Source organism: Pseudoalteromonas porphyrae (genome assembly GCF_001298125.1).
In the GTDB taxonomy this organism is placed as follows: Bacteria; Pseudomonadota; Gammaproteobacteria; order Enterobacterales; family Alteromonadaceae; genus Pseudoalteromonas; species Pseudoalteromonas neustonica.
The window spans coordinates 1-15,502 of the sequence record NZ_LHPH01000018.1; the positions used below are offsets into that span (position 1 = coordinate 1).

Here is a 15,502-nt window from a genome sequence, read left to right on the forward strand (position 1 = left end):
CTATAAGCTCTCTGAAGGGCCGTTGGAGACTACAACGTTGATAGGCAAGGTGTGGAAGCATAGTGATATGTTAAGCTAACTTGTACTAATTACCCGTGAGGCTTAACCATACAACGCCAAACGCGTTTTATGTGACTGTTTAAGCGCAAGAAGTTAAGATTGTAGGTCGTGATTTATCGCGACAACTAAAGTAGATTTACTAACAGCTGTAAGCGATAAGCTTAAAGTTGTAAGAAGACAATTATCAGTATTTTCCAAATTTTAATTAATTGGCTCGAAAGAGCGAATTAATACCAAATTTGCTTGGTGACAATAGCGTTTTGGACCCACCTGATCCCATGCCGAACTCAGTAGTGAAACGAAACAGCGCCGATGATAGTGTAGCATTTGTTATGTGAAAGTAGGTCATCGCCAGGCTCCAAATTAAAAGTCGCATTGCGCAAATATAAAAATAAGAAAATAGAAAAGAATTTTCTTGGTGACAATAGCGTTTTGGACCCACCTGATCCCATGCCGAACTCAGTAGTGAAACGAAACAGCGCCGATGATAGTGTAGCATTTGTTATGTGAAAGTAGGTCATCGCCAGGATTTAAATTAGAAAAAGCCGCTTCAGAGATGAAGCGGCTTTCTTTCGTTTGGAAGAAAGTGATGTAACGGCCAATTAAAAAATAAACAGACTCATACCAATCGGCTTAAACATTTAACCATTCTAGCGGACTAAATAAAGCGCTAACTGCGTTAGTAATTTTTCATGTACGACTGCATGTATGCAGGAGGTAGAGCAATGCAGGAGCAATTGCCGAGAACAACACCATGTCAAAATATCTGCCTTGTTATCACTGTATTTATCTTTCGCTATAAATGGTCATTAACTTAACACGATTGGTATCAGTCGTAGCATGAGGGATTGCGGCCGAACACGAGAGAATTGAAAGGAAGGTTATTATACCAATCTGCATAAATATTTGAACAATTTAACGAATTAAATCAAGACTATAATGTCGTTAAAGATTTTTTATTTAGAACAACTAGGGCGTGTTGACCTTTCGTGATTGATTTTGCAGCAGTATGTTTGGTATTTAGGCAAGGCAGAGCCTATGTCGTGTGGTTGTTCCCCATAAATAGGCGATAACGCAGTATAAATGCCAAACATGCGCTGCCCAAAGGGTTCTTCCTAGGGGCGATTGACTCTTTGTTACTCGGTTTTTACTTAGCCCGCTAGGTTACAAACCTCGCGCCGCGATTAAATCGCCCCTAGATTGAACAAATTTCAATCCACAAAGGTCAACACGCCCTAGATATAAAAATTTTTGCCTAGTTATAGCGCAATTTTCTTGTCATTAAATAGACCCCATATCTACGCTGATTGGTATTACATCAGAGATATACCCTATAACAGGATGAAGGGTGATGTAGCTTTTTAATTTTGAAGAACTTTTTCTTTGTGAAATTTACAATTAGAGTAACAAAGTTACCTCGTTTGAAGTTAACATGATAGAATTTTATCTCTCTTTACAATTCCAGTGAGGGTCAAATTGCCTACCTCTGATTATCAACAAGTATTAAATGACATCACCGCAGATGTACAGCCATTACTCTCACAGGGTAAAGTTGCTGATTATATTCCTGCGTTAGCTGAAGTGGATGCTAATCAATTTTCAATTGCGATTTACACAACTGACGGTCAGACATTCTGTGCTGGTGATTGCTCCAAACGTTTTACAATTCAATCAGTCTCCAAAGTGATGACTTTAACGCTAGCGTTACAACGCTATGGTGACGAGTTATGGGAGAGAGTAGGTAAAGAGCCATCAGGAACTGCATTTAACTCGCTAACGCAGCTTGAGTTTGAAAAAGGTATACCACGTAACCCTTTTATTAATGCAGGTGCGATCGTCACCTGTGATGCGCTATATAGTCGATTATCGGCACCGATGCATTCCATGTTAGAAGCGTTTAGAACTTTATCAGGAAATAAAACGATTCGTATCGATAAAAAAGTTGCTAGCTCTGAGTATGAGTTTCGTCACCGTAATGCCGCGATGGGGCATTTGATGAAGTCCTTTGGTAACTTTAATAATGAAGTTGATGATGTATTGTGGGCATACTTTAACTTTTGTGCGATAGAGTTAAACTGCATTGAACTAGCTAAAGCGTATAATTTTTTAGCAAATAAGGGGGTTGATAATACTTCAAACCGCCAAGTCCTTTCTAGCCTTCAGAGTAAGCAACTAAATTCATTGTTGTTTACGAGTGGCTTATATGACGCAGCTGGGGACTTTGGTTATAGGGTTGGAATGCCTGGAAAGTCAGGTGTGTCAGGAACAATTTTAGCCGTTTTACCTAATAAATTTACAGTGGCTGTGTGGTCCCCTGGGTTAAATTCATTTGGTAATTCTGTTGCGGGAATAGCAGCATTGGAGCTGCTATCTAATAAGCTTGATATCTCTATATTTTAAATAAATACCAAGGGGGCTATTGTTCCCAATAAACTTGTTCAAGGCAATCTTCTCGCTCCGGTAAGCCACGAGATAGGCGAGGGGAGTGCTGAACCAATACTTCAAAGCTAGCTCGGTTAGCATACTTACTTATTTGTGATAATGATGAGTAAGTCATTGCTGGTTGTTGGTGCTTAGCTGAATTACCTACATTGAGTTTATGATAAACATTTGCAGATAAGTCATGTAATACGGCTGCTAATGCGCAATCACCTGCACCATTGGTATTTTTAATCGAGTCTGGGCCACCCATAAATGGTGCTGTGTGGCTATATGCACGGGTAGGCTGTTGACAGTCAACTTTGCGCATAGCACGAGAAAATTCATAGCGATTGAAATCTGGTATTGCGCCAGGTAATAATGGGTACTCAGTTTCTCGTTTAAACTGCTCATCGATATAGCCCGCCATAAATAAGCCTTTCTCACCTGCGGTACAGATCACTAAATCGACCCAATCAAGTGCTTTATCTGCGGCGAGTAGAGGGTCTTCAAAGCCTGTTATTGCAAGCCCTTCTTCCTCATTCATTGCCAAAATATCAACGTGCTTATCGACAAAGTTCGCCCACCAAGTAGGGTCTTGTTCGATTAAGAATTTAGTCCCTAATGTAAGTACTACCGGTACGTCGGCATCATTGGCATATTTGACCGCTTGCATTGTAGCTTCGGTCATAGTTTCATTGCCTTGTGTACGCATAAGGTAAGCACTTATCACTAACGCAGATGAGTTTTCGATGAGGTTTTGATCGATTGATTCAGGACGTAAATGATTCATTAAACCTGCGCTGATCGCAAAGGTACGTTCACCAGTATCGTCAATGAGTGTGAAACAACGACCGATTGGACCATCTACAGGTTGCAGATAATCTAGATCTACGCGACTTGAGGTGTTGCATAAAAAACGATAGGCGTAGCTACCAATTTTAATATTTTCGCTCATCACGCCCAACAGTACAGAGCGATCATCTGCTAGTACTGAGTAGTTGTGCATGGTATTGCCAATGGTACCACCGGCAAACTCATAATCGATCATGTCGTTGAGTTTTAAACGATCATATAATGCATTGGTTATGTCATTATCAATAACCTGCGACATACCTCGGCGCAGTTGAAATTCGTCTAGGAAAGCTTGATCGACTTTAGCTTCTATATCAACTACGATTTGATCTATACCTGTGATGTAGCTGCGGTGCAACCTATCACTGGCATTGAGTTGATTAGTAAGTGGATCTTTTGCTTCCACTGGAAAATAATGTTTATGCCTGCGGCGTCCAGGAAATTTCATTTGCTACCCGTGTGTTGTGAGCTAAATAAAAAAAGCGAGGGATTATATCGCAAGTTGCACTGTATGAGCCATGCTAAAGCGGTTTTAATTTGTTTTATTTTTATCACTAATCAGTATGGTTATGATTTTATATCTCTAAATGAGTATAATTAAACAATAATTAGCAAAAGATTAAGTCAATGAGTGAGCTATTGAACGACCAATACTGGATGACACAGGCCTTAGAGTTCGCAAAAAAAGCTGAGCAGCTAAATGAAATTCCCGTCGGTGCGGTGCTGGTCAAAGACAACCAGTTTATTGCTGCTGGTTATAATCGATCTATTACAGATAATGATCCTTCAGCACATGCTGAAATGATTGCGATACGTGAAGGCGGTAAGATGCTTAATAATTATCGCCTTATTGACTGTACGTTATACGTAACCTTAGAGCCTTGCTCTATGTGTGCAGGATTATTGGTACACAGTCGGATTAAGCGTTTGGTATTTGGTGCGGCGGATGAAAAAACAGGATCTGCCGGCTCTATAATGAACTTATTGCAAGATTGTAGATTAAACCATCAAGTTGAAGTTGAAGCTGGGGTATTAAGTGATTTATGCGGTCAAACCATTTCAGATTTTTTTAAACGTCGCCGAGGAGAAATAAAAGCTGCAAAGCAGGCATTGCGAGACCTGAAGGTTTAACCTACAGGGGCTGCAACGTTTAATTCCGCCATTTGTTGCATGGCAAACATTCTACGACGCCAAATTACTTTTTTCTGCAGGTTACGCAGCATTATTCTGCGACGGGTAGATGATGAATAAATAACATTCCGTTTAAACGAATGTGTGCGACGACGTTTCAGCATGGTTTCCCCTGAAAATGTGAGAGTGAGAAAGATATAATTTAATTATATACTTGATACTACACATTAGTGATCATTTGGTGACAAGTAAATAGATATTTTAGTTTGTACTGTTTTATCTTATTTAAAGTTGTGTGAGTCGCACTATGCTCTACTTTATTGCTTACTTTTAGTCATTACAGGTGCTTTTATTTGATCTTTTTTAGGTTCCGCCTTGTCATTATTTAGATCTGTAGGAGCTAGCAGTATTGGTGCTTCATTAATCGCATTATTTTCATCCAACCAAACTAACGCATCATAATAGCGACGAATATTGTCTACATACTTAACTGCAACATCACCGCGAGAATAGCCATACTTGGTTTTTCGGTAATAACGCTTTTTAATGAGTAGCGGCAATCGTTTTTTCACATCAGCCCATTTATCAGGGCTGGCGCCTTGTTGCTCCGTTATTATGCGGGCATCATTTACATGACCCCAACCAATATTGTATGAGGCTAAAGCCAACCAAGTACGATCAGGTTGTGGAACTCTATCTGGAATTCTTTTTACAAGTTTAGCTAAGTACTCAGAGCCTCCTTTTATATTTTGCTCTGGCGCTAGGCGGTTAGTTACACCCACTTGTTTTGCTGTATTACGCGTTAGCATCATAATACCGCGCACACCTGTCGGCGACCTCGCTCGTGGATTCCACATGGACTCTTGATAGCTTAAAGCCGCTAATAAGCGCCAATCTAGGCTGCCAGCATATTGCTCAAACCAAGGTTGATATTTAGGGAGTGTTTCTTTAATTGCCTCTATATAGGCAAGCGTATTCACATAATTGAACTGACGTACATGACCAAAGTATTTCTCTTCTAAAACATATAGTTGATTGTTTTGTTTGGCATCACCAAAAAATGGCACCATTAACGCATATAAGGAATCATCACCATCTTTACGCAATAACCACGCAATAGGATCGTTGCGAGTAACAGAAAAACCAATACTTAGATTGGGGTGGTAACGTCGAAATAGTGAAAGCGTATGAGAATCTGCAAGTGTGTAATCTATTTCGCCATCTATCACTGCTTGTAATAGCTCTTCTTCATCAAGATCTTCAGTTTCTTGCCAACTAATATCTGGGTGCGTGTTTTTTATCTGCTGCAATGCTAATGAATGGCTACTTTTTGAAAGGACAGTTAGGTTACCTGTTAGATCATCAAAGTCACGTGGGCGAACTCGACCTTGTTTATAAACAAGCTTTTGACTTATTGTGCGGTAGGTTGGACCAAATCGATAGTCTTGGGCTCTGACTTTATTATAGGTTAAACCAGAGGCTATTAAATCTAAATCACCACTATCAAGGCGTGAGAACATATCTGATAAATTAAAAAACGGCACCATTTCCAGTTCAACACCAAGGTGATTAGCAAACTCTTGCGCAAGTTCGTATTCAAAGCCTTGCTCACCTTGGACTGCTTGGTAATAGTTACTTGCGCCCGCGAGGGTGCCTACTCTGATTTTATTTTGAGTTTTTATCTGGCTGAGTTGAGATTGTTGCTGCTGCATATCGCATGCACACAAAAACATTACTAACGTAATGATTGTAATTAGCTTTTGTTTGAACATAGCGAGCCCCTTAAATCCAATAATACACTTATATCAAAACTAAGTGATGACGTCACTTGGCGATTGGTTTTATTGCGTTTATTCCCTGTAGTATAAAATTTAGAAGATAATTTGATGAAAAGTGTAATTTTGAGTTAAATATGAACCCTATTTGAACTATAATGGCCGTCTAAAATATCGTTCAATCCCTAACCCCGGATGAAAATACCTATGTTGATCCTTCGTGGTGCACCAGCACTTTCCGATTTTAGAGTTCAGAAAATTTTAGCCCGTTGCCAACAGGCGCAACTTCCAGTCACTAATGTATACGCTGAGTATGCACACTTTGCAGATCTAACTGCAGAGCTTTCAAGTGACGAGCAAATTAAGCTTGAGAAGTTACTTACCTATGGTCCAACGATTGCCGAACATACACCAGCAGGAACATTGGTGTTAGTAACACCTCGTCCTGGCACAATCTCGCCATGGGCTTCAAAAGCGACGGATATTGCACATAATTGTGGGTTAACTCAAGTACACCGTGTTGAGCGTGGCATTGCTTATTATGTTGAAGGCGATTTAAACGCCGAACAATTAAACCAAACTGCCGCTTTATTACACGATCGTATGACTGAGGCAACGCATAGCTCATTTGATGACGCTGCTAAGTTGTTCCGTACCGACGCACCGAGCCAAATGTCATCGGTTGACATTTTAGGTGGTGGACGTGAAGCACTTGCTAAAGCAAACGTTGAGCAAGGTTTTGCGCTTGCTGATGATGAAATTGATTATTTGGTAGAAAACTTCCAAAAGTTAGGGCGTAACCCGAACGACATCGAATTATTTATGTTTGCACAAGCAAACTCAGAGCATTGTCGTCATAAAATATTTAATGCAGATTGGACTATTGATGGTGTAGTACAGCCAAAATCACTGTTTAAGATGATTAAGAACACCTATGAGCTTAACCCTGAAAACGTGTTATCTGCTTATAAAGATAACGCAGCAGTAATGAAAGGTTCTAAAGCAGGTCGTTTCTTCCCAAATGTTGAAGGCGAATACGCGTATCATCAAGAGAATATTGAAATCCTGATGAAAGTTGAAACGCACAATCACCCAACAGCAATAGCCCCATTCTCTGGTGCAGCAACGGGGTCTGGTGGTGAAATTCGTGATGAAGGCGCAACGGGTCGCGGCTCTAAGCCTAAAGCGGGTTTAGTTGGCTTTACTGTATCTAACTTACGTATCCCTGGTTACGAGCAACCGTGGGAAACTGATTTTGGTAAACCTGCGCGTATCGTTACTGCGCTAGACATTATGACAGAGGGGCCATTAGGTGGCGCTGCGTTTAATAATGAATTTGGTCGTCCAAACTTAGTTGGTTACTTCCGTACCTATGAAGAAGAAGTGACAAGTCATAATGGTCTAGAGGTACGTGGTTACCATAAGCCTATTATGCTGGCTGGTGGTTTAGGTAATATTCGTACTGATCATGTGCAAAAAGGTGAAATCCCTGTTGGCGCTAAGCTGATTGCACTCGGTGGTCCTGCGATGAACATTGGTTTAGGTGGCGGTGCTGCTTCATCAATGGCGTCAGGCCAATCAAACGAAGATTTAGATTTTGCTTCAGTACAACGTGAAAATCCAGAAATGGAACGCCGTTGCCAAGAAGTAATCGATAAGTGTTGGCAGTTAGGTGATGATAACCCAATCGCGTTTATCCATGATGTGGGCGCAGGCGGTTTATCGAATGCATTCCCTGAACTTGTAAATGACGGTGGCCGTGGTGGTAAATTCCAGTTACGTGATATTCCGAATGATGAGCCGGGCATGGCACCACATGAAATTTGGTGTAACGAATCTCAAGAGCGCTATGTACTTGCTGTAGGCGTTGAAAACTTTGACCGTTTTGAAGCTATTTGTAAGCGCGAACGTGCACAGTATGCCGTGATTGGTGAAGCCACTGAAGAGCGTCATTTAACTGTTGCTGACAGTCATTTTGATAATAACCCAGTTGATTTACCATTAGATGTATTACTAGGTAAAGCACCTAAAATGCACCGTGAAGCACAATCAAAGCAAGTTGTAGGTCAAGCACTAGACACAACGAGTATTGATGTAAGTGAAGCGGCAACACGTTTATTACGTTTGCCAGCGATTGCTGAAAAAACGTTCTTAATTACCATTGGCGACCGTTCAGTAACAGGTCTAGTAGCACGCGACCAAATGGTTGGTCCGTGGCAAGTACCAGTGGCTAACTGTGCAGTGACAGCTGCTACATATGATACTTACCATGGTGAAGCTATGTCACTTGGTGAGCGCACGCCAGCGGCATTACTTAACTACGGTGCATCAGCACGTTTAGCTGTGGCTGAGTCATTAACTAATATTGCGTGTGCTAATATCGGTAGCCTTGAAAACATTAAGCTTTCAGCAAACTGGATGGCTGCAGCAGGTCACCCAGGTGAAGATGCTGGTTTGTATGAAGCAGTAAAAGCTGTGGGCGAAGAACTTTGTCCTGCGCTTGGCTTAACAATTCCAGTGGGTAAAGACTCTATGTCGATGAAAACCCAATGGGATGAAAGTGGTGAGCAAAAATCAGTAACCGCACCATTATCATTGATAATCACTGCATTTGGCCGTGTTGATGATGTGCGTAAAACGGTTACTCCGCAACTACGTACAGATAAAGGCGAAACGTCACTTATCTTAGTTGACTTAGGCGCGGGTAAAAATCGTATGGGCGCATCAAGCCTTGCGCAAGTTTATAAGCAATTGGGTGATGTAACACCTGATGTTGATAGCCCTGAGTTATTAAAAGGCTTCTACAATGCAATGCAAGCGCTAGTCGCCGATAGCAAGCTACTTGCTTATCATGACCGTTCAGACGGTGGTTTATTTACCACTGTAGCTGAAATGGCATTTGCGGGTCACACCGGCGTTACTGTAAACCTTGACGGTTTAACAGGTTCAGATATCGAAGCGCTTTACAACGAAGAGCTTGGTGCTGTTATTCAAGTAGCTAATAGTGATTTAGCTGCTGTGAATGCGGTATTTGCAGAGCATGGTATTACTGCAATCAGTCATGAGATTGGTACGCTAAACAAAGATGATACCGTGGTATTTAATCGCGGTGGCAACGCTGTATTAAGTAATACGCGTACAGAATTACGTACTATTTGGGCTGAAACAACGTACCAAATGCAAGCACGCCGTGATAACCCTGATTGCGCTAAGCAAGAATTTGATGCCAAATTTGACGCAACAGACCCGGGCCTTAACGTTAAACTTAACTTTGACTTAAACGAAGATGTTGCAGCACCCTATATTGCTACAGGCGCTAAGCCTAAAATGGCCATTTTGCGCGAGCAAGGTGTTAACTCGCATTTAGAGATGGCAGCAGCGTTTAACCGTGCTGGTTTTGCAGCCGTTGATGTACACATGAGCGACATTCTTGAAGGGCGTTTAAGTCTTGAAGAGTTTAAAGGTTTAGTGGCATGTGGTGGTTTCTCTTACGGCGATGTACTCGGCGCTGGTGAAGGTTGGGCTAAATCAATCTTGTTTAATGATATGGCACGCGACCAGTTCCAAAGCTTCTTTGAGCGTCAAGACTCATTTAGCTTAGGTGTATGTAATGGTTGTCAGATGCTATCAACACTTAAAGAATTGATCCCTGGTACTGAGCATTGGCCACGTTTTGTGACTAATAAATCAGAGCGTTTTGAAGCACGTTTTAGCTTAGTCGAAGTGCAAGAAAATCCGTCTGTATTCTTTAATGGCATGGCTGGTTCTCGTATGCCAATCGCTGTTTCACACGGTGAAGGTCATGCTGAATTTGCAAACGATGCAGCTGTTAAAGCGGCGCTTGAGTCTGGTACTGTGGCAGTGAAGTTTGTTGATAACCACGGTAAACCAACAACGCAATACCCTAACAACCCGAATGGCTCGCCAGAAGGTATTACAGGTATCACATCAGCGGATGGTCGTGCAACAGTAATGATGCCGCATCCTGAGCGTGTTTTCCGTGCTGTTGCTAACTCTTGGCACCCAGATGAGTGGAAAGAAGATAGCCCGTGGATGCGTATGTTCCGTAACGCACGTAAAAATGTAGGTTAATTTACATTTATACAAGCTAGGTTCATACTTTAGCGATAAAATAAAAGGCTGCATTGTGCAGCCTTTTTTGTTTAACTTGTACAAAGGTCAACGTGACTATTTTAAGGATAATATGCTAAAGCGTATTGGTTGGGGGTTATTAGTTTTATTGATGAGTGTGATCACACTTGGCTATGTTTTTCGTATGCCGATCACTTTACATTTTATAGCGCCAACATTGAGTAGCTCTGGCGTCGAGCTGCATTGCTTAGACTGGTCATTAACGACTAAATTAGATTTACACGTGCAACGGGCATGTGTGATTTATCAAGGGCAACAGTTAGAGTTAGCAAATATTACAGTAAATACCCAATACATTACGATTGACCGTGCGAATTTAATACTCTCAAATTCTGATACTTCAACAGAGTCGTCAACAGCTAAAAAGCTTGTATTGGCGTTACCGCAAAGTCGCCCGTTATTACATATAAACCGATTAGAGATCACGCAAGCTCAGTTACAAAAACCGTTAACTCTCAGTATTAATGAGTCAGTGATCAATGAGTTTTTTGTAGCTGGTGACGTAAAAGCGGATGTTAAAATAACAAAGACTAAAGTATCGGGGCATATTGAGCTTAATGATACGCTACTAACTAAAATGAAAGCGACAACAGCAAATTCACTCGCAGGCCTTAATTTCACGAGTCAGCATAGTTTTACTTTTGATGGTATTGAGTTGAAGTTAAAGTCTAAGCTAGATGCTGGTTTCTCCTCTGTCATTGATAGTTGTCCGATGACAGTTAAAAGTAACGGCAATGTAAGTAGTTACTATCACTTAAATACTAAATTAATAAATGTAGATGCTCAGCAATTAACAAGTACATTTAACGCTAAGAATGAGTGTTTACAAGGTTTAAACGGTGTTATTACTAATCCTGCGCAGCAGCAATTTATCGCTGACCAAATACCGTTAAGTTGGCAATTAACTTTACCCAACAAAATCACTCTGCAAGGCACTCAATTGACAGCGAATGAACTAACTTTGCAGGGAAAGTCACACGTACAGATGCGTATTCAGCAGTTAGCTGTGGACATCAATAGCGCCTTGGAGACTCTATCAGCACAAGTGGATTTACTATTTACCAGCGATGATATTACCCAATTGAAAATAGCCGCGAATACTAGCAACAATCATGTTGATGGTAATTTCCAATTAAAAATGGCTACGCTACCTGATTTTATCGCTGTTGATTTACAAAAAGTGAATACGCAAGGGCATTTTTTAATAAGTAACGCATTGGGTGAACAACCCAAAGTTGAGTTATCAGCAGAGCTGGCGCTAGCGCAACTAAAAGTGGACGATATCCGCCTTGATAATTACCACGCTACATTTAAAGCTAAGTTGCAAAGTGATCAGCATTTAACAGCGAGTTTATCAAGTAAGTTAGATACCGTTAAAGTAGGGAGTATTAAACTGACTCAACTTACTAATCAGTTAACCGCAGCGGGAAGTTTATCTGTTGGGGAGCTGTTTTTTGATTTAACCAGTGAAACTAAGTTGGCCATGTTGCAAAGTGACGAGTTCAAATTTAAAAACATTCGCATTAGTTCACAAGGTTTGCAAAGTAGAGCTTTACAAGCGTCACATCACATATTTATAGACGGCATCGAGTTAGTTGCCAGCCATAATATGAGCAGTACTGCTCACCCTTTTGAAGTTATAATATCGGATCAATTAGTGACTAAGCTTAATCCGCTGCTTCATCAGTTTGAACCGTTAGCAACCTTAACTGATGGGACTATCAGCGGGCGTATTACTGGCGATATAAATCTGCAGCAGGCAGATATCTCCTTACAGGTTACGGGTGTTAGTGGTTTGTACACAGACTACCTTGCTAAGCAGCTAAATACTCAATTTACGGGGCGGTATGATTCAGGGCAGCTTAATGTTGAACCTACTACATTTGAGCTTAATGAATTACGTGCAGGCGCAGTTGTTGAGCAACTTAATGGGTATTGGCAAGTTCAGGAAAACGTGCCTGCGCTTTTAAATGTCTCTGGCAATGTTATGGGTGGGCATTTTTTACTTGATGAGTATCGTTTAACAAATCAACCCCAACAAGCGTTGGTTAAGTTTGATAATATCGACGCAAGTAAGCTGATCACACTTGATGAAAAATCGGGGATCAGTTTAACCGGTAGAGTCGCAGGTCAACTACCTGTTTACTTTACTGACGCAGGCATTGAAGTGCGAGGCGGTGAACTTGTCAATAAAGGAACAGCAAAGTTGCTGATCACAGATAACGCAGCATTCAATGCGGTTAAAGACCAGCAGCAAGAACTTGGCCCAGTACTGGGCTTACTGGAAGATTTGGACATTAAAAAAATTAATAGCAGTGTTAATTTAAAGCCTGATGGTTGGATGACTTTAGGAGTAAACTTACAAGGTTATAATCAACAGCAAGCGCAACAAGTTAACTTTAACTACAATCATGAAGAGAACGTTTTTACTTTACTCAGAGCCTTGCGTTTAAGTGACGAAATTACGCAAAAAGTTGAACAAGAGTATTCAACAAAAGGAAGCAAGAATGACTAGATGGTTAGTAATTATATCGGCGTTGGGGCTACTAAGCGCGTGCACACACCGCGTTGAAGTGGCAGCTAAAGAACCAATAACAATTAACTTAAATGTGAAAGTTGATCATGAAATTCGCGTTAAAGTTGATAAAGAACTCGACAGTTTATTTAGTGATGACAGTGAATTATTCTAAGGAGCAATGATGAGTATATTTAAAAATAAAAAGCTAAATTTTATCACACTTTTGAGTGCCGCTTGTTTGTCGTTCTCTGCATGGGCTATTAGTTTAGATGATGCAAAAAGCCAAGGCTTAGTCGGTGAAGATAGCTCTGGTTATTTAGGATTAGTAGTTCAAAACGCTGAAGCTAAAACAGTCGTTGATGAAATTAATGCAAAGCGTAAAGCGCAGTATTTAAAACTCGCTAAAAAGAACAATCTATCACTTGCGCAAGTAGAGGCGTTGGCAGCTGCAAAAACGATTGAAAAAACCCGAGCAGGGCACTTCGTTGAAGTTAATGGTGAATGGGTTAAAAAATAAACTCAGTGATTACTTAAGGGCATTAAAAACCGAGCTCACATGCTCGGTTTTTTACAGTTCTCTAATAAGGCTTGCCAAAAATCGATACCTTTACGACGTGCTAGGTTAATGTTGTGCTCTGGAATTGACTCAGGCTCGTTGTACTCATCTAACGCGGCACTCATACTCGCCTCGCGAATTAAATGTAAGGTTGGGAAGGGCGCGCGGTTAGTATAATTGGCTGCGTCGCTATCATCACTGTCTGCAAATACATAGTCAGGGTGAAAGTTCGCTATTTGGTATTTACCTTCAAACCCTTGAGCGACTAACAGCGCATTAGCTAAATCAACGAGATCTAAAAATTCTTCAAAATCAGTAAAACCTTGTTCAAACATGAGCAATGTAGTTTCACGCTCAGGCAGCTGATCGAGTTCAATACATTGCTCAATCATTTCCATAACAGCATCATCAATGCTAATGGCATTACTTGTTTGATAATGTATGCAGTTACTCTCAACTTCTTTACGGGCAAATGGGCAAAAATTGTATTTAACAATGACGCTTGAAACCCACTCGCGGGTTTGTTGCTCTGGTAAACTTAGGTTTATTAATTCAGTCATTACGTGGCTCTAAATGTTCATTAATGATAGCGGTAGTCCTAGCGATAGCACCTTGGTTATTTGCAACACACTGTGCAGCGCGTTCGCCTAGCTGTATACAAAGTAAAGGTTGCTGACAAAGTGTAATAAGTTGCTGGCTTAATTCCTCGGTACTCGTGATTTTTTTAGCGCCACCCAGTGCAATTAGCTCAGGGTAAACATGATTAAAGTTATAAGTATGAGGGCCAGTTAAAGCGCCAACTGAGAAAGCGGCAGATTCGAGCGGGTTATGCCCGCCGCGCTCAATTAAACTACCGCCAATATAACTTATATCAGCCATACCGTATAAACACTGTAGTTCACCTAGAGTATCAGCAAGAAGTACGTGTTCGCCCTGGTAGTCATTGTTACTACGGCGGCTGAAGCTCAATGCTGAGTCTTCAAGTAATGTAGCTACTTTATCAAACTGTTCTGGGTGGCGTGGTGCAATAACCAGCAATGCATCTGGGGAGTGCTTTAAAAGCTGTTTATGAGCATTCAAAATTAACGCATGCTCTATAGGATGCGTTGAGCCTGCCACCCAAATGAAGCGCTGGTTGTTGTATTGCTTTTTTAAGTGTTTTACCTTATCTAATTGCTCGATTGTTGGGCTAATATCAAACTTAATAGAACCAGTGATATGAATATATTCTGCATTTAAGCCCAGTTTAATAAAACGGTTTGCATCATCTTGGTTGTGGCTTGCTAAAGCGGTTATTGAGTCCATGATAGCTTTACTTAATGGAGCAACCTTTTGATAACCTTGCAGTGATTTTTCTGAAAGGCGAGCATTGAGTACAAGTACGGGAATACCTTGTTGCTTACACTGAGCCATTAAATTAGGCCAAAGCTCGGTTTCTAAAATACACAGCATGGCGGGCTTCGTACGTTTTAAAAAACGGGCTGTTGCGCATGGAAAATCCATCGGTAAGTAAGATAGGTGCACCGATGAATTAAAATTATTCTTTATTTGCTCTCTGCCAGTCGGTGTATTACACGTAATAAGTAAAGGCGTGTTTGGTAATTGCTGTTGTAATTTTTTAATGAGAGGCGATGCGGCAAGTACTTCACCTACTGACGCACAGTGGATCATAACAGGAGGATTAGTGGAGAGATTAGCGTTTATAAAACCAAAGCGCTCCATAAAATGATCACGATAGGCGGAATTTTTTCTACCGCGCAGTATATAGACGTAAAAAACAATAAGTGGGCTTAGTAGGTAAAGAACAAGCGAATAAAAAAAACGTGCCATTTTTAAGCCTCAAATAATAAAGTGTAATGATAACGTGGATAACCGAGAAGCAAAATATGAAATTGTTAAAAAGCGTTATATCAAAGAGTTTTGGGTGTTTAGTTAGCGCTAATTTGGTAATATTTCGTTATCTTTGCAAAAATAATAATAGTGTTGGTATTTAAATTCGCTATAAAAAGCCGAAGCTCGCTTTGAATGCATCATTAT

General features: G+C 40.8%; 10 protein-coding genes and 3 rRNA genes. 9 read left to right on the plus strand and 4 right to left on the minus strand.

Features of this window, described 5'->3' with window-relative positions:
- The 4 genes from ADS77_RS14630 to glsB form a co-directional block, all read left to right on the plus strand.
- Positions 1–110, plus strand: a 23S ribosomal RNA gene (locus ADS77_RS14630); the annotation flags it as partial.
- Positions 111–302: 192 nt separating this feature from the next.
- A 5S ribosomal RNA gene (gene rrf / locus ADS77_RS14635) occupies positions 303–417 on the plus strand.
- Between the two features lie 57 nt (positions 418–474).
- Positions 475–589: ribosomal RNA gene (rrf, locus tag ADS77_RS14640) — 5S ribosomal RNA — on the plus strand.
- A 947-nt stretch (positions 590–1,536) separates the two neighbouring features.
- Positions 1,537–2,460, plus strand: coding sequence for a glutaminase B (glsB, locus tag ADS77_RS14645; RefSeq protein WP_054455079.1), 924 nt, complete (start codon positions 1,537–1,539; stop codon positions 2,458–2,460).
- A gap of 16 nt (positions 2,461–2,476) precedes the next feature.
- Here glsB and ADS77_RS14650 read toward each other — a convergent pair whose 3' ends face one another.
- Complete coding sequence (locus tag ADS77_RS14650) at positions 2,477–3,781, minus strand: inosine/guanosine kinase (RefSeq protein WP_054204373.1); 1,305 nt, start codon at positions 3,779–3,781, stop codon at positions 2,477–2,479.
- 179 nt (positions 3,782–3,960) lie between these two features.
- Between ADS77_RS14650 and tadA the strand changes: the two genes are divergently transcribed.
- A complete protein-coding gene (tadA, locus tag ADS77_RS14655; RefSeq protein WP_054455080.1) occupies positions 3,961–4,464 on the plus strand; it encodes a tRNA adenosine(34) deaminase TadA in 504 nt (167 codons plus the stop codon).
- Between the two features lie 317 nt (positions 4,465–4,781).
- Here the strand turns inward: tadA and mltF are convergent, their stop codons facing one another.
- Entirely contained in the window at positions 4,782–6,236 is a 1,455-nt protein-coding gene (gene mltF, locus ADS77_RS14660) for a membrane-bound lytic murein transglycosylase MltF (RefSeq protein ID WP_054455082.1), read from the minus strand.
- 210 nt (positions 6,237–6,446) lie between these two features.
- On the opposite strand from mltF, the gene purL reads away from it, so the two are divergent.
- The 4 genes from purL (at position 6,447) to ADS77_RS14680 (ending at position 13,426) form a co-directional block, all read left to right on the plus strand.
- Entirely contained in the window at positions 6,447–10,331 is a 3,885-nt protein-coding gene (purL, locus tag ADS77_RS14665; protein WP_054455084.1) for a phosphoribosylformylglycinamidine synthase, read from the plus strand.
- A gap of 112 nt (positions 10,332–10,443) precedes the next feature.
- On the plus strand, positions 10,444–12,906 hold the full coding sequence (locus ADS77_RS14670; RefSeq protein WP_054455162.1) for a YdbH domain-containing protein: 2,463 nt from the start codon (positions 10,444–10,446) through the stop codon (positions 12,904–12,906).
- Entirely contained in the window at positions 12,899–13,081 is a 183-nt protein-coding gene (locus ADS77_RS14675) for a YnbE family lipoprotein (RefSeq protein WP_054204369.1), read from the plus strand. The genes ADS77_RS14670 and ADS77_RS14675 overlap by 8 nt, the downstream gene beginning before the upstream one ends.
- Positions 13,082–13,090: 9 nt before the next feature.
- Positions 13,091–13,426: a YdbL family protein gene (locus tag ADS77_RS14680; RefSeq protein WP_054204368.1), complete on the plus strand. Its 336-nt coding sequence runs from the start codon at positions 13,091–13,093 to the stop codon at positions 13,424–13,426.
- A 35-nt stretch (positions 13,427–13,461) separates the two neighbouring features.
- Here the strand turns inward: ADS77_RS14680 and ADS77_RS14685 are convergent, their stop codons facing one another.
- Both ADS77_RS14685 and waaA read right to left on the minus strand, forming a co-directional pair.
- A complete protein-coding gene (locus ADS77_RS14685; RefSeq protein ID WP_054455085.1) occupies positions 13,462–14,025 on the minus strand; it encodes a DUF1415 domain-containing protein in 564 nt (187 codons plus the stop codon).
- Entirely contained in the window at positions 14,018–15,295 is a 1,278-nt protein-coding gene (waaA, locus tag ADS77_RS14690) for a lipid IV(A) 3-deoxy-D-manno-octulosonic acid transferase (protein ID WP_054455088.1), read from the minus strand. The genes ADS77_RS14685 and waaA overlap by 8 nt, the downstream gene beginning before the upstream one ends.
- Between the last annotated feature and the right edge of the window lie 207 nt (positions 15,296–15,502).